The 15,135-nt window shown below is 64.6% G+C and carries 12 protein-coding genes; 9 read left to right on the top strand and 3 right to left on the bottom strand.

The window, feature by feature from the left end; translation table 11 throughout:
- The first annotated feature begins 220 nt into the window (after positions 1–220).
- A complete protein-coding gene (locus ACVOLS_RS11555; protein WP_481545728.1) occupies positions 221–2,155 on the top strand; it encodes a M1 family metallopeptidase in 1,935 nt (644 codons plus the stop codon).
- Between the two features lie 348 nt (positions 2,156–2,503).
- Here the strand turns inward: ACVOLS_RS11555 and ACVOLS_RS11550 are convergent, their stop codons facing one another.
- Complete coding sequence (locus ACVOLS_RS11550; RefSeq protein WP_481545727.1) at positions 2,504–3,817, bottom strand: acetamidase/formamidase family protein; 1,314 nt, start codon at positions 3,815–3,817, stop codon at positions 2,504–2,506.
- A 165-nt stretch (positions 3,818–3,982) separates the two neighbouring features.
- Complete coding sequence (locus ACVOLS_RS11545) at positions 3,983–4,609, bottom strand: TetR/AcrR family transcriptional regulator (protein WP_481545726.1); 627 nt, start codon at positions 4,607–4,609, stop codon at positions 3,983–3,985.
- A 132-nt stretch (positions 4,610–4,741) separates the two neighbouring features.
- On the opposite strand from ACVOLS_RS11545, the gene ACVOLS_RS11540 reads away from it, so the two are divergent.
- The 3 genes from ACVOLS_RS11540 to ACVOLS_RS11530 all read left to right on the top strand — a co-directional run bounded on the left by ACVOLS_RS11540 (position 4,742) and on the right by ACVOLS_RS11530 (position 7,299).
- On the top strand, positions 4,742–5,779 hold the full coding sequence (locus ACVOLS_RS11540; protein WP_481545725.1) for an MBL fold metallo-hydrolase: 1,038 nt from the start codon (positions 4,742–4,744) through the stop codon (positions 5,777–5,779).
- Between the two features lie 150 nt (positions 5,780–5,929).
- Entirely contained in the window at positions 5,930–6,664 is a 735-nt protein-coding gene (locus ACVOLS_RS11535; protein ID WP_481545724.1) for a hypothetical protein, read from the top strand.
- Positions 6,664–7,299: an HAD family hydrolase gene (locus ACVOLS_RS11530; RefSeq protein ID WP_481545723.1), complete on the top strand. Its 636-nt coding sequence runs from the start codon at positions 6,664–6,666 to the stop codon at positions 7,297–7,299. The genes ACVOLS_RS11535 and ACVOLS_RS11530 overlap by 1 nt, the downstream gene beginning before the upstream one ends.
- Before the next feature lie 395 nt (positions 7,300–7,694).
- Here ACVOLS_RS11530 and ACVOLS_RS11525 read toward each other — a convergent pair whose 3' ends face one another.
- Positions 7,695–8,627, bottom strand: coding sequence for a carbohydrate kinase family protein (locus ACVOLS_RS11525; RefSeq protein WP_481545722.1), 933 nt, complete (start codon positions 8,625–8,627; stop codon positions 7,695–7,697).
- A gap of 274 nt (positions 8,628–8,901) precedes the next feature.
- Between ACVOLS_RS11525 and ACVOLS_RS11520 the strand changes: the two genes are divergently transcribed.
- From ACVOLS_RS11520 to rodA, 5 genes are all read left to right on the top strand, one after another.
- The gene (locus tag ACVOLS_RS11520; protein WP_005419402.1) at positions 8,902–9,948 is read left to right on the top strand and encodes a rod shape-determining protein; all 1,047 of its coding nucleotides are present in this window, start codon (positions 8,902–8,904) and stop codon (positions 9,946–9,948) included.
- A 156-nt stretch (positions 9,949–10,104) separates the two neighbouring features.
- The gene (gene mreC, locus ACVOLS_RS11515; protein ID WP_481545721.1) at positions 10,105–11,241 is read left to right on the top strand and encodes a rod shape-determining protein MreC; all 1,137 of its coding nucleotides are present in this window, start codon (positions 10,105–10,107) and stop codon (positions 11,239–11,241) included.
- On the top strand, positions 11,238–11,723 hold the full coding sequence (gene mreD, locus ACVOLS_RS11510; protein WP_282271525.1) for a rod shape-determining protein MreD: 486 nt from the start codon (positions 11,238–11,240) through the stop codon (positions 11,721–11,723). Before mreC ends, mreD begins: the two co-directional genes overlap by 4 nt.
- A gap of 2 nt (positions 11,724–11,725) precedes the next feature.
- A complete protein-coding gene (mrdA, locus tag ACVOLS_RS11505) occupies positions 11,726–13,822 on the top strand; it encodes a penicillin-binding protein 2 (RefSeq protein ID WP_481545720.1) in 2,097 nt (698 codons plus the stop codon).
- Entirely contained in the window at positions 13,819–14,925 is a 1,107-nt protein-coding gene (rodA, locus tag ACVOLS_RS11500) for a rod shape-determining protein RodA (protein WP_481516789.1), read from the top strand. The genes mrdA and rodA overlap by 4 nt, the downstream gene beginning before the upstream one ends.
- Positions 14,926–15,135 lie beyond the last annotated feature (210 nt).

Below are 15,135 nucleotides of genomic sequence, written 5' to 3'. Positions count from 1 at the left end.
GCTTGCGGGAGAAGGGTTGGGATGAGGGGCGCTTTTGATCTTGCTGGTAAAGCCCCTGCCGAGCATGGCTCGGCACTACCGTGGCCCGAGAGCGGGAGCTGATTCACGCATTCCGGCAGCTTCCGCAAAGCCTGCGGAGAGTCGCTTGCAGCACTGCCGCATCCGCCACGGCCTTTCAGGTTTAAAATCACAGGTTGTTCCCTGAACCGGTTCCAGATCAATGCGTTCTTCGTTCCTGATGCTGCCCCTGGCCGTGGCGCTCGTCGCCGGCTGTGCCAAAGAACCCGCAGCCCCCACCGTCGACCCCGTCGCCCAGAAGCCCGCCGCCGCCGTGAATACCGTCAGCCGCAGCCACGATGAAAGCTCCTACGCTGAACCCGAAAAGGTCGTCATCAAGGACGTGGCGCTGGATCTGAAGGTCGATTTCGACGCCAAGCAGATCGGTGGCACCGCCACCTATACGCTGGAGTGGAAGGACAAGGCTGCCAAGCAGCTGCTGCTCGATACCCGCGAACTGACCGTTGAAAAGGTCGAGGCCCTCGCCGCCGATGGCGCTGCTACCCCGCTGCAGTTCGTGCTGGCGCCGGCCGACAAGGTGTTCGGTAGCAAGCTGAGCATCGAAACCCCGGCCCAGCCGACCTCGGTGCGCATCACCTACCACACCGCGCCGACCGCCTCCGGCCTGCAGTGGCTGGAGCCGTCCATGACCGAGGGCAAGAAGCTGCCCTTCATGTTCAGCCAGTCGCAGGCGATCCACGCCCGTTCCTGGGTGCCGTTGCAGGACACCCCGAGCGTCCGCTTCACCTATAGCGCGCATGTCACCAGCCGCCCGGACGTGATGGTGCTGATGAGCGCCGACAACGATCCGAAGGCTGCACGCGATGGCGATTACGCCTTCAAGATGCCGCAGCCGATCCCGTCCTACCTGCTGGCCATTGCGGCCGGTGACCTGGTGTTCGAGCCGATCTCCGAGCGCTCCGGCGTGTGGGCCGAGCCGACCATGGTCAACAAGGCCGTCAAGGAATTCGAAGACACCGAGAAGATGATCGGTGCCGCCGAGAACCTGTACGGCGAATACCGTTGGGGCCGTTACGACATGCTGGTGCTTCCGCCGTCGTTCCCGTTCGGTGGCATGGAAAACCCGCGCCTGACCTTCGCTACCCCGACCGTCATCGTTGGCGACAAGTCGCTGGTGTCGCTGGTCGCGCACGAACTGGCGCATAGCTGGTCCGGCAACCTGGTGACCAACGCCAGCTGGAAGGACATCTGGCTCAACGAAGGTTTCACCACCTACGTGCAGGGCCGCATCACCGAGGCGCTGTATGGCGCCGAGATGGCCGAGATGGAGCGCGAGATCGACCAGACCGATCTGCTCAACGAAGTGAAGGACATGAGCCCGGCCGACCAGGCGCTGGCCTTGCCGCCGCTCAACGAGCGTGACCCGGACGATGCGCTGAGCCAGGTGGCTTACGTCAAGGGCGCGTGGTTCCTGCAGTTCCTGGAGCAGCGTTTTGGTCGTGCGGTGTTTGATCCGTTCCTGCGTGGCTGGTTCGACGACCATGCCTTCCAGAGCGCCAACACCGACCAGTTCGTCGAGTACATGAAGAAGAACCTGCTGCCGAAGAATCCGACGGCGGTAACCGATGCCGAACTGAAGGCATGGCTGGAAGAGCCGGGCATTCCGGCGTTCGCCAGCAAGGCCCGTTCGCGTAACTTCGCCGTGGTCGACACCGCACGCATCGCTTTCCTGGGTAGCGACTCGCTGCCGAACAGCCAGGTGACCCGCGAGTGGAACACCCAGGAATGGGTGCGCTTCATCGATGGCATGGGCGAGAAGCTGCCGGTCGAGAAGCTGGCGCAACTGGACAAGGGTTACCACTTCACCGGTACCCCGAACGGCGAAATCGCGATGCGTTGGTACCCGCTGGCAATCCGCAGCGGTTACACCGATGCACAGGCTGCTGCCGGCGAGTTCATCCAGAAGGTCGGCCGCCGCAAGCTGGTGCTGCCGATCTACGCTGAACTGCTGAAGACGCCGGAAGGTCTGGCCTTCGCCAAGGAAGTATTCGCCAAGGCCAAGCCGGGCTACCACCCGATCACCACCGCCTCGGTGGAGGCGATGATCGCCAAGGCTGAAGCTGCACCGAAACAGTAATCGGCGTCAGCCGGCTTCAACACAAACGGCGAGCTTCGGCTCGCCGTTTGTTTTTGCGTGGTCCCATATCTGCAGGTCTTTGCAGCCAGGGTAGGCGCAGCGCACCCTGCGCCCTTCGCGCGGAGCTTTTTTGTAGAGCCGAGCCATGCTCGGCTGGGCGTAACCGGTAAGGTCTCTGCCGATTTTGTAGAGCCGAGCTATGCTCGGCTGGACCCTACCGGTAAGGCCTCTGCCGAGCATGGCTCGGCACTACATACATGACAGCGGCGGTGTTGAGCAGGTTGTACGACGATGCCGGGCGCGTCGGCTTCCTGCACCGTAGCCGCAATCAGGCTTCGATCGCAGCCCTCAATTGCCGCGCTTTGCCGCCCCAAGCGGCAGGTCCTTCAATACCGACTTGTCGATCTTCGCCGCCACACCAACGCTGCGACCTGCAAGATTGACCACGCTGTACTGCACCGCCACGCCCAACACCTGCGTTGCCTGTGACATATCCAGGCCATAGGACTGGCGCAGCCACTGCAGCATTCCCGACGTCGCCAGCCGCAGTGCATCATCACTGGAACCGGCCTGCCCCAGGGTCATGATTTGAGTAGGCGATTCCACGCGCGGCGTGGCGATGGACTGCTTCTTGATCAGTTCAACTTTCAGCACCACGTCCAGCGATGTTTCCAACGCCCATTGACTGGTCTCGCCGTCGCCCTGCAGCGCGTGGCCATCGCCGACATACAGCAATGCGCCGGGCTGCTGCACCTCCAGGTACACCGTGTTGCCTTCAACCACGGCATTGAAATCCATGTTGCCGCCGAAGTCGCTGGTGTCGCCGGTGGAGAACGGCGGGTAGCCGAAGCCCGGTGCAACGGCGAGGCCGCCGAGCATCGGCTTGACCGGGATCTCGAAGTGCTTCAATGCGCCGCTCGCGCCCTGCGGGCGCGCCATGCCGCGTACGCGGTCCAGTTCCCAGCGGACCGGTTTGCCCAGCGTCGCGGTCTCTGTAGCGATGCGCGGTGTCTTCAGGCGGCCAACGATCCCGTCGAGACTATCGGCGTAATCGCGGTTGAGCTTCAACGAGCTGATGGTGATCGCCAGGGTGTCGCCGGGCTCGGCACCGGCGACGAAGAACGGTCCGACCTGCGGGTTGCCGAACAAGGCGCGGGTAATGCCGTGCTCATCGACACCGCCGGAATCCAGGGTCTTGGTCTGCACCGAGTCGCCCGGCCAGATCACCAGCGTCGGGGCGCGCTCGGCGCTGAAGGTATTGGAGTAATCGCTGGGCGTGAAGTCGTGCACACGCGGTGCGGTGTCTGGCCGAACCGGCACCCGCCAGGCGCTGAAATCGTGTGCTGCACGCGCGCTGCGGTTGTTGGTGTCCGGCTCGTCGCTGCGGCCCTGCATGCGGTTGCCATCGATGCGGCCGTCGTAGTGATAGACCTGACCGTCGCTGCCGGTTGCGGTGAACTTCAGCTGCGTGCCGTTCAACGTACCGCTGATCGGATCACCGCCCAGTGTTCCGCTGACACGCGCGCCTTGCACGTCCAGATTCAAGGTCTGTTTGGCGCTGTTGCCCCATAGATCGGTGGCCAGGATCCATTGGTCGGCGGCGAGGGCGTGGAGCGGTAGTACGGACAACAACAGTGAAGCCCATTTCAGTGAAGTGCGCACGTTGCCTGTGTCTGCGAAGGGCCCGATGGGCGTGTTCGCGGAGTGTACGAATGGCAGCCTTGCCGTCGCAGTGTCAAAGGTAACTACATCTGTAGTCACCCCGGTCGTTCGTGCATCCGGGCGATGATCCCTGCAGCAGGCTGACGGAGTGGGTGTGCGCCGAACTCAGGGCGTGAGCGCACGCACCGCCAGAAACATGTCCACGCAGTCGCGCATCACCCGTTGCTGCGCGCTGTCATCCAAGGGCGCGGCACCCATCGCGATCTGTGGCCAGAACGCGAATGCCTTGACCATGCCCTGCAGCTGGTGGGCGGCGTCGGCCGGGGCGATGTCGTCGCGCAGGCGGCCATCGGCCTGCGCGGCGCGGATCCATGTGGTCAGGCCTTCTTCCTTCTCGGCCAGCTTGTCCATCATCGCCCGCGCCCGTTCCGGCGCATGCACCAGCTCGGCCATGGCGACCCGCGACAGGTCGATGAAGCTGGCATCGCTGAGCAGGCGCAGCTTCTGCGCGACGAAGGCCAGCAACTGCTCACGCAATGGCCGGGCCGGATCGTAGGCAAGCGCATCCAGCGACTGGCTCGCTTCCCACAGCTGCCAGAGGATGGCGGTGAACAGCTCGTCCTTGCTGGCGAAGTGGTTGTAGACCGTGCGCTTGGACACCTCGGCGGTGGCGGCGACGCGGTCCATGCTGGTGCCGGCAAAGCCCAGCTCGCGGAACTCGGCCACTGCCGCGCGCAGGATGGCCTCGCGTTTGCGGTCGGTCAGGCGGAGCGGGCGCTTGGGGTCGTTCATCAGGTCATTTTACACCGTTCAGTTTACTTTCCTTGAAATGGAAGTAGACTCGTCAGTGTACTTTTAACGGCAAGCCCAGCCATGAAGCGTCGCCTGCCTCGTTTCCTCCTCCTCATTACGGTGCTGATTGCCATGTCCATTGGCTTGCTGACTTGCGGTGCGCATCCGGCCGCTTCCTATGACCAGTCGCCGCAATACGGCGAGGGGCGCTTCCACAACGTGGCCAAGCAGGTACCGCTCGGCTTCGTGCGTGGTGCCAAGGTGTGGTGGCGGTTCCTGTTCGACAAGCCGGCCGATGCGACGCCGCAGGTGGCGATCCCTGTGCATGCATTGACCAGGCAGGCGCTGCTGGACGCGCCCGACGACAGCCTGTGGCGGCTGGGCCATTCGACCATGCTGATGAAGCTGGACGGACACTTCTGGTTGACCGACCCGGTGTTCTCCGAGCGGGTGTCGCCGTTCTCGTTCATGGGGCCCAAGCGCTTCCATGCGCCGCCGCTGTCGATCGACGAGTTGCCCGAGATCACCGGCGTCATCATTTCGCACGACCACTACGATCACCTCGATCACGGCGCGGTGTTGGCGCTGGCGCCGAAAGTGCGGCACTTCGTGACTGCGTTGGGCGTGGGTGATCGCCTGTTGGCCTGGGGTGTGCCGCAGGAAAAGATCATCCAGCTGGATTGGTGGCAGGAAACGCGGGTGGAAGGCTTGAAGATCGCAGCCACGCCAGCGCAGCATTTCTCCGGTCGCGGTTTGTCCGATGGCAACCGCACCCTGTGGGCATCGTGGGTGATCGATACCGGCCGCACGCGGATCTTCTTCAGCGGTGATAGCGGTTATTTCGATGGCTTTGCGAAGATCGGTGAGCGCTACGGCCCGTTTGATCTGGCGATGGTCGAGACCGGCGCCTACGACGCCGATTGGCCGGGCGTGCACATGCAACCGGAGCAGAGCCTGCAGGCGCATCTGGATGTGCGCGGCAAGGTGATGATGCCGATCCATAACGGTACGTTTGATCTGGCCTTGCATCCATGGACCGAGCCGTTCGAGCGGATCACCGCGTTGGCGGCGGAACAGGGTGTGGTGTTGACTGCACCGCAGATGGGCGAGCGACTGGATATCCGTGCGCCTGCGCCTTCTACGCATTGGTGGCGGGTTGGCGGGGAATGATGGTTGCGGTTGCGTTTAATGCCGTCATTCCCGCGTGGGTGGGAATGACGGCATAAGAGCCAAAGCCAAAGCGACTCCCGATTCCCCAACATGCTCTAAAGTGAAGCCCATCGCGCGCCCGTACCGCGCCACGTTCACCGGAGCTGTTTGATGAAACCCCTGATCCTCGGCGCCCTCTGCGTCTTCGCCCTGGCCGCCTGTAGCAACCCGGAGGCCGAGCGCCAGCAACAAGAAGCTGCAGCTGCACAGGAGCGCGCCAAGCGCGAAGCCGACGCCGAAGGTATCGGCAAGCTCTACGACACTGCAGTTACCGCGGCCGATTGGGAAAAAGCGCGCATCCACGGCGCCGCCTTGCTCGATCAGTTCCCCGATTCGGAAACGGCCAAGCGCATCGAGCCGGGCTTTGCCGAGGTTCGGGAGAAGGCCACTGTCGCCAGCGAGCTGCGCCGCATGCAGGCCTTGTGGAGCTACAACCAGGTGCCGGTCAAGGGCGGTACCCAGCGCTCGGCAGCGATCCTCAGCAAAGACCGCGTGGAAGTGGATAGCACTGGCCCCAAGCAGGTGAACCTGGTGTTCCGCGATCACCCGGAGTGGAAGCGCCACGCCTATCTGGTGCTGCAGTCCAGCGACTTCGCCAAGGTTTGCTATCGCGCCTGCCAGGTCAAGGTCAGCGTCGATGGGACGCCGGCCCGCAGCATGGCCGCGCATCGCCCGGATACCGATGAGGCCATTGCCATGTTCATTGATGACAACCGCGGCTTATGGCGGCAGGCACGCAAGGCCAAGGTCATCGAGATCGAGTTCCCGGTGTTGGCTGGTGGCACCCGCAAGGCGGTGTTCGAGGTCGGTGGCTTGGACGGCAGTCAGATGCCGAACTGGGATTGATGCCGGTGCTCGTTGATGTGGCGGGGCGTTGCGACGTCGCCGCCAGCCGTCATTGGGTGTTCGACATGGACGGCACCCTGACCGAGCCGGTGCATGATTTTGAATTGATCCGGCACGAGCTGCGGATTCCAGCCGGCGCGGACATTCTTGAACATCTGGCCAGCCTGCCGGCGCAGCAGGCGGCGGACAGCCATGCCTGGTTGATGCAGCACGAGCGTGCGTTGGCCGAAGCATCAGTAGCTGCGCCAGGTGCGGTGGCCTTGATCCGCGCGCTGCATGCCGATGGTTGCCGGCTGGGCATCCTCACCCGCAATGCGCGTGAGCTGGCGGAGGTGACCTTGGCGGCGATTGGTGTGGCGGAGTGTTTTGCCGCCGAGGAAATCATCGGGCGCTGGGAAGTGGAGCCCAAGCCGTCACCGGCTGGGCTGCAGTTCTTTGCGGAGCGCTGGCAGGTGTTGCCGGCGCAGATGCGGATGGTCGGGGATCATTACTACGACCTGGCCACCGCGAAGGCCGCGGGTGTACCGGGGATTCTGATCAATGTGCCGGATGATCCGTGGCCGGGCATGGCGCAGTGGCGGATACGTGATTGCGCGCAGTTGCTGCAGCAGTGGCGGGCCGCAGCCGGTTTGTAGGAGCGGCGTAAGCCGCGAAGCTCGCACACCATCAGATTGCCGAATTCGCCAGCAATCCAGCATCACCAGCTTCGCGGCTTACGCCGCTCCCACAAATGCCATGTGGCCGGCAGATTGCGGGTAAGGCCCCTGCCGAGCATGGCTCGGCACTACGCTTTTAGCCCCTCTCCCGCTTGCGGGGTGAAAGAGGGGCGTTTACAAACCATCGGTTTGTGCCCCTGTTGAACGAACTTGCGCCAGCGCAAGGGCCGGGGCGCGGAGCGGGGGTTGGGGTGAGGGGAGCTTTTCGCTTGTAAAGCCCCTGCCGAGCATGGCTCGGCACTACCGGGTGCGGTTTGCCGTTTGCGTGGTCGGCGACCCATGCAAAAAAAAACGGCGCCGAGGCGCCGTTTTTCTTAGAGGCCGTAGCCGAATTGCTGCTTGAACTGGTCGTTGAACTCGGCGAAGTCGAAGCGCTGGTTCTGCGTGCCCGGGTGTTCAACCTTGAGCGCGCCCATCAGGTTGCTCATGCGGCCGACGGTCAGCCAATCCATGCCTTTCTCGATGCCGAAGATCAGGCCGGCGCGGAAGGCGTCGCCACAGCCGGTCGGGTCGACCACGCGGCGCTCGTGCGCCGGCGGGATGTCGAAGCTCTTTTCCGGGGTATGGATGATCGCGCCGCGCGGGCCCTGGGTGGTGATGTAGGCCTTGGTCCGGGCGACGATGTCCTTCTCGTTCCAGCCGGTGCGTTCCTGCAGCAGGTTGGACTCGTAGTCGTTGACGACCACGTAGTCGGCCTGCTCGATGAACTCGCGCAGTTCCGGGCCGTTGAACAGCGGCAGCGCCTGGCCCGGATCGAAGATGAAGGGAATGCCGCATTCCACGAATTCAGCCGCGTTCTGGATCATGCCTTCGCGGCCGTCCGGAGCGACGATGCCGAAGCTCACGCCCGGCACGTCGCGCACGTGGTTTTCATGCGAACGCATCATCGCGCCCGGGTGGAAGGCGGTGATCTGGTTGTTGTCGTGGTCGGTGGTGATGAAGCACTGCGGGGTGAACATGTCTTCCAGCACCCGCACCTGGCTCAGGTCGATGCCCATGCGCTCGAAGTGCTCGCGGTACGGACCGAAGTCCTGGCCCACGGTGCCCATCGGGATCGGGCTGCCGCCCAGCAGCTTCAGGTTGTAGGCGATGTTGCCGGCGCAGCCACCCAGCTCGCGGCGCATGCGCGGCACCAGGAACGACACATTCAGGATGTGCACCTTGTCCGGCAGGATGTGGTTCTTGAACTGGTCCGGGAACACCATGATGGTGTCAAAGGCAAGGGAACCACAGATCAAAGCGGACATTGCGAACAGGCCTATACGTAAAAGGAAAAAGCCGCCGCGCACGCGCAGTCGACCCGGCGCGACTGCGCGCCAAAGTGCGTAAGGTTACCGGCTGCGGCGGTCCACGGCCACAAGCAAGGATGTACCGCAGCTGCCCGGAGTGGTCGAAAGCCCAGAATTCCCTAGGATTTTCCTTGCCCGGGCGGGGGTGGGTTGATAGGCTAACTGCCCTCATTTTCTGCCCATTTTTTCGCCAACCGGCGTGGGCGCGACACCCCTCAGGATCACTTCCCAGATGTTCAAGAAGCTGCGTGGCATGTTCTCCAATGACCTGTCCATTGACCTGGGCACGGCCAACACCCTTATCTATGTGCGCGGCCAGGGCATTGTGCTGAACGAGCCGTCGGTCGTGGCCGTGCGTCAGGACCGTGCCATCGGTGGCACCCGCTCGGTGGCTGCCGTCGGCGCCGAGGCCAAGCAGATGCTCGGCCGTACCCCGGGCCATATCACCACCATCCGCCCGATGAAGGACGGCGTTATCGCCGACTTCACCTACACCGAGGCGATGCTCAAGCACTTCATCAAGAAGGTGCACAAGTCGCGCGTGCTGCGCCCGAGCCCGCGCGTGCTGGTCTGCGTGCCGGCCGGTTCCACCCAGGTCGAGCGCCGCGCCATCAAGGAATCGGCCGAGGAGGCCGGTGCGCGTGATGTGTTCCTGATCGAAGAGCCGATGGCGGCTGCGATCGGTGCCGGCATGCCGGTTACCGAGGCGCGTGGTTCGATGGTCATCGATATCGGCGGCGGCACCACCGAAGTCGCGGTCATCTCGCTGAACGGCATTGTCTATTCGGCCTCGGTGCGTATCGGCGGCGACCGTTTCGACGAGTCCATCACCAATTACGTGCGCCGCAACCACGGCATGCTGATCGGTGAAGCCACCGCCGAGCGCATCAAGGTGGAGCTGGGCTGCGCCTACCCGCAGGCGGAAGTGATCGAGATGGAAATCTCCGGCCGCAACCTCGCTGAGGGCGTGCCGAAGATGATCAAGATCAGCTCCAACGAAGTGCTGGAAGCCCTGCATGAACCGCTGTCGGGCATCGTCTCGGCGGTCAAGCTGGCGCTGGAGCAGACCCCGCCGGAGCTGTGCGCCGACGTCGCCGAGCGCGGCATCGTGCTGACCGGTGGCGGCGCCCTGCTGCGTGACCTGGACCGCCTGATCTCCGAGGAAACCGGCCTGCACGTACAGGTGGCCGACGATCCCTTGACCTGCGTGGCCCGCGGTGGCGGTCGTGCGCTGGAGCTGGTGGACATGCACGGCAACGAGTTCTTTGCGCCGGAGTGATCCGCAGGGAATGGGGGCTGGGGAATCGGTAACGGGGGGCAGGGTGTCCTGCCGCTGGTTCCACTCTCCAGCATCCGCTTCCCCGAACCAACGGCGTGACTCCAGTCGCGCCGTTTCCATACCCGATTCTTCATTCCCAATTCCCAGCCTTCTGTCGTGCCCCCTTACGCCGGTCCTCCCGTAGCCTCCCGTCAAGGGGATGCCAGCAGCACGCTGCGTCTGCTGGCGTACCTGGCCTTGGCCATCACCTTGATCGTGCTCGACGACCAGGGCGGCTGGATGTCGCGTTTGCGCGCCCAGGCCAATGTGCTGGTGCAGCCGATCTGGGCCTTGGCCGGTGTGCCGGGCCGGGTAGGGGCATCGGTCAAGGACAACGCCGCCAGCCATAACCAACTGGTCAGCGAAAACCGCGAGCTGCGCAACCAGCTGCTGGTCGCCAACGCACGCTTGACTCGCTTGCAGACCGCGGCGCTGGACAACGCGCAGCTGCGCGAGCTGCTCAATGTGGCCGAGCGCAATGGCCTGGACGTGCAGCTGGCGCCCATCCTCGATATCGACCTGGACCCGGTCAAGCAGCGTCTGGTACTGGATTCAGGCAGCCGAGCCGGCGTGCATGTGGGCCAGGCGGTGATCGATGCCGGTGGTTTGATGGGGCAGGTGATCGCGGTAACGCCTGCGCATTCAACCGTGCTGTTGCTGACCGATCCTGACCATGCGGTGCCGGTGGCGGTGGCGCGCAACGGCGTGCGCCTGATTGTCTACGGCCGTGGCGACCGTCTGGAACTGCGTGATATTCCGCTCAGCGCGGGCGTGGAAGTGGGCGACGAGATCGTCACCTCCGGTCTGGGCGGGCGTTTCCCGGCCGGCTTCCCGGTCGGCAAGATCCTGAAGCTGCGCCCGGACGATACCCACGCTTTCCTTGTCGGTGAGCTGGAACCTGCAGCCAAGTTGGACCGTGGCCGCAACGTGTTGCTGCTGCGTTCGGTACCGGCGCTGCCGCAACTGCCCGACAGCACTGCAATCGAATCGGCGCCGGAAGCCGTGGCGGCGGGCGGTCCATCCGCCGCCCCGGTCAACCGCATGGGCGCGGCAGCTGCCGTTGTTCCCGCCACCGGCAACGCCACCAGCCCTCCGGCTGCGATCACTCAGGCCCCGGCCAGCACGCCACCGGCGACGGAACCGGCAGCGGCAGGCCAGACGCCCGCCCCGGCGACAACGCCAGCCAATGAATCCGCAAGCCCGACAACACCAGTGACCACTGACAACCCGACCCCGCCGCAGGTGCGCCCATGAGTCGTCTGCGCACCAAGGGCTGGGTGATGCCGGTCAGCTTCGTGTTGGCCTTGCTGCTGGCGCTGATTCCGCTGCCCGAGCTGCTGTTGCCGGCGCGCCCGTATTGGCTGGCGCTGGTACTGGCTTACTGGGTGATTGAAACCCCGGACAAGGTTGGGCTGGGCTTTGCGTTCTGCATTGGCCTGCTGGCCGATGTGATGTTTGGTGGCATTCTCGGTGAGCAGGCGCTGCGGCTGGTGGTGATGGCCTTCATCCTGCAGCGCTTCCGTGCACGCATCCGCTTCTTCCCGCTGTCGCAGCAGGCCTTGGCGATGGGCGGGCTGCTGTTCAATGACCGCGTGATCGATGCCGCCATCCACCTGCTGGTGGGTGAGCCGATGTTGCCGTGGAGCTACTGGGTGGCGCCGCTGCTGGGCATGGCCCTGTGGTTGCCGCTGTATGTGCTGCTGGATGCGGTGCGGCTGGGCAAGCGCGGGCGCTGACGATGGCGTCGCGCCGCCAGCACAAGAACACGCACGCAGAGGCCGAGCAGTTCCGGCGCCGTGCCGCGATCGGCTTCCTGGGTGTGCTGCTGACCCTGGGTTTCCTCGCCGGCTGGTATTTCAAGCTGCAGGTGCTGGACCACGACATCTACGCCACCCGTTCCGAGGCCAACCGCATCAAGGCGCGGCCGGTGGTGCCGGGACGCGGGCTGATCTACGACCGTAACGGCCGCCTGCTGGCCGAGAACGTGCCGGCTTTCCGTCTGGATGTTACCGCCGACAAGGTCACGGACATGGACGCCACCCTGGCCGGGCTGCAGAAGATCTTCTCGCTCAGCGAAGAAGACATCGAGCGCTTCAAGCAATCGCGCAAGGCACGCCGCGGCTTCATGCCGGTGACGTTGAAGCTGCGGGTCAGCGACGACGAGATGGCACGCTTCGCGGTGGACCGCTGGCGCTACCCGGGTGTCGAGCTTGAGCCCTATCTGACCCGGCGTTACCCCTACGGCGATCTGTTCGGCCACATCATCGGCTACGTTGGCCGGGTCGATGACAAGGATCTGGAAGAGCTGGGCGAGGGCAATGCAGCGCTGACCCACATCGGCAAGTCCGGGTTGGAGCGTTTCTACGAGACCCAGCTGCGCGGCAAGATCGGCTACGAGCAGGTCGAGACCAATGTGCAGGGCCGTGCGATCCGCACGGTCGGGCGGGTGCCGGCGCAGTCGGGCACCGATCTGCGGCTGTCGATCGATGCCGACCTGCAGCGGGCGATGGTGGCGGCGTTCGGTGAGCAGGAAGGCTCGGCAGTGGCGATTGATCCGCGCACCGGTGAGATCCTGGCCATGGTCAGCCTGCCGTCGTTCGATCCCAATCTGTTCGTCAACGGCATCTCCCACGCCGACTTCAAGGCACTCAACGAGAACCCGTCGCGGCCGCAGTTCAACCGGCTGGTGCTGGGCGGTGTGGCGCCGGGCTCGACGGTGAAGCCCTTCCTTGGCCTGGCTGGCCTGGACAGCGGCCTGCGCCGGCCCGAAGACAAGATCCTGTCGCGCGGCATGTTCTACCTGCCCGGCGTCAGCCGTGGCTGGGGTGACGCCAACCGTGGCGGCCATGGCTGGACCGACCTGCGCAAATCCATCTCGCAGTCGGTCAACACCTATTACTACCAGCTCGGTATCGACATGGGCATCGAGCGCTATGACGACTACATGGGCAACCGCTACGGCTTCGGCCAACCCACCGGCATCGACCTGGCTGGTGAGATCGGCGGCATCCTGCCGTCACCGGCAGCCAAGCTCAAGGCGAACAAGGAACGCTGGTATCCCGGCGACACGGTCAATGCCAGCATCGGCCAGGGCCTGTGGAAGGTGACCCCGCTGCAGCTGGTGCGAGGAGTTGGTGGCCTGGCTACCGGCCAGTTGCGCACGCCGCATCTGGTAATGGAGCAGCGCGCTGGTTTCGACCACGATTGGGCGCCGACGCAGCAACCGGCGAGCAAGCCGATCAGCCCCAATCCGGCCAATGTGCAGGCAGTGCGCGAGGGCATGATGGGCACCATGCAGCCTGGCGGCAGTGGCTGGCGCGTGGCTGCCGGTGCGCAGTACCGCATGGCGGGCAAGACCGGTACCGCGCAGGTCATCAGCCGCAAGGGCACGGCTGCGTTGAACCCGCGCAGCCTGCCGATGCACTTGCGTCATCGCGCGCTGTTCGTTGGTTTCGCACCGGCCGAAGAACCGGTGATCGCGATTGCCATCGCAGTGGAAGGCGGCGGCTACGGTGGTTCGGCAGCCGCGCCGATCGCACGCAAGGTGTTTGATGCCTGGTTGCTCGGGGTGATGCCTGAAGGCCTGCAGCCGCTGGATGCCGAGCGCGGCACGGTGGCGGTGGGTGTGACGACGTTTGATACCGAAGACGCCAGCTGGCGTACGCGCGGCGAGCTGGTTGCGCCGCAGTTCGCCGATCTGCCGATCAGGGTTGGTGCTCCCGCACCGCAGCCCGGTGTGCCGCCGCAGCCTGCGCCCGACGCGCTGCCGGGCGTTGCGCCGGCAGTTGCGCGTCCGGCGGTGCCGGCGGCAACGACAGCGGAGATGCGCCGATGAGGGATTTCCTGCGTTGGGCGTTGGAGATGGGTCAGCGCCTGACCCGTGGCCTGGATTGGCCGTTGCTGTTTGCCTTGCTCGCTTTGATGGTCATTGGCCTGTCGGTGCTGGACAGCGCCGGTGGCAGTGGCCTGGTGATGGCGCAGGGCGCACGTTTCGCAGTGGGCCTGGTGGCGATGTGGGCGATATCGCGCGTGTCGATTTTGCGCATCCGCGCGTGGACGCCGATGATCTATGCCTTGTCGATGCTGCCGCTGCTGGCGGTGTTCGTGCTGGGCACCGGCAAGTACGGGCGGCAATGGTTGAACCTGGGCTTGTTCTATCTGCAGCCAGCCGAGCTGTTGAAGGTCAGCCTGCCAATGATGGTGGCCTGGTACCTCAATCGCATGCCCTTGCCGCCGCGTATTCCGGTGGTGCTGGTGGCGGCGGTGATCATTGGTGTGCCGACCGGTCTGGTGATGTTGCAGCCGGACTTCGGTACCGGTGTGCTGATCGCTGCCAGCGGTGCCTTCGTGTTGTTGCTGGCCGGCCTGCCGTGGTGGTGGGTGGGCGTGGGCGTGGGCGGTGTTGCCGCCGCTGCGCCGGTGGCCTGGTTCTGGCTGCTGCGGCCGTACCAGAAGGACCGCATCATGATGTTCCTCGACCCTGAGAGTGATGCACTGGGTGCGGGCTGGAACATCATCCAGTCCAAGATCGCCATTGGTTCCGGAGGGCTGACCGGCAAGGGCTGGGGGCTGGGTTCGCAGTCGCACCTGAACTTCATTCCCGAGCAGACCACCGACTTTGCGTTCTCGGTGCTCAGCGAGGAGTACGGCTGGATCGGCGTGGCGATCGTGCTGGCCTTATACCTGTTCGTGATCGGCCGCTGCCTGTGGATCGCGGTGGATTCGCGCGATACCTATTCGCGGTTGCTGGCGGGCGCGACCGGTCTGGCGTTCTTTGTCTACATCCTGGTCAACGGCGGCATGATCTCCGGCCTGTTGCCGGTGGTGGGCGTGCCGATGCCGTTGATCAGTTACGGCGGTACCTCGGCGGTGTCGTTGCTGGCCGGCTTCGGGCTGGTGATGGCGGTGCGTGCGCACCGGCCGGTGCACGGCGGCTAGCGCAACGCTGTTGCGTGGATCGTCTATTTATCCGCGTCAACATTGCGAGTTTTGATCCAGATCAAACACATGGCTTTACCAAACCTTCACACTACGCCCCGTCACCGGCGCGCAATCCGCGCTGTGACTGCCGGTTCGCCGTATGGGGCAGCTGGCAGGTTGGCATCTGGCGGGATGACGGGGGGAGCCGTCGTCCCGGGTCCCCCGGAC

It is taken from the genome of Stenotrophomonas sp. STEN038, assembly GCF_056759895.1.
The sequence above is the reverse complement of the archived record's forward strand: the minus strand, read 5'-3'. Positions and strand labels throughout refer to the sequence as shown.

Coding starts and splice junctions, on each gene's coding strand:
- ACVOLS_RS11545 (WP_481545726.1), bottom strand. CDS start 4,609: ATGAACGACCCCAAGCGCCCGCTCCGCCTGACCGACCGCAAACGCGAG.
- ACVOLS_RS11530 (WP_481545723.1), top strand. CDS start 6,664: ATGCCGGTGCTCGTTGATGTGGCGGGGCGTTGCGACGTCGCCGCCAGC.
- mrdA (WP_481545720.1), top strand. CDS start 11,726: ATGGCGTCGCGCCGCCAGCACAAGAACACGCACGCAGAGGCCGAGCAG.
- ACVOLS_RS11525 (WP_481545722.1), bottom strand. CDS start 8,627: ATGTCCGCTTTGATCTGTGGTTCCCTTGCCTTTGACACCATCATGGTG.
- ACVOLS_RS11555 (WP_481545728.1), top strand. CDS start 221: ATGCGTTCTTCGTTCCTGATGCTGCCCCTGGCCGTGGCGCTCGTCGCC.
- ACVOLS_RS11535 (WP_481545724.1), top strand. CDS start 5,930: ATGAAACCCCTGATCCTCGGCGCCCTCTGCGTCTTCGCCCTGGCCGCC.
- mreD (WP_282271525.1), top strand. CDS start 11,238: ATGAGTCGTCTGCGCACCAAGGGCTGGGTGATGCCGGTCAGCTTCGTG.
- ACVOLS_RS11520 (WP_005419402.1), top strand. CDS start 8,902: ATGTTCAAGAAGCTGCGTGGCATGTTCTCCAATGACCTGTCCATTGAC.
- ACVOLS_RS11540 (WP_481545725.1), top strand. CDS start 4,742: ATGTCCATTGGCTTGCTGACTTGCGGTGCGCATCCGGCCGCTTCCTAT.
- rodA (WP_481516789.1), top strand. CDS start 13,819: ATGAGGGATTTCCTGCGTTGGGCGTTGGAGATGGGTCAGCGCCTGACC.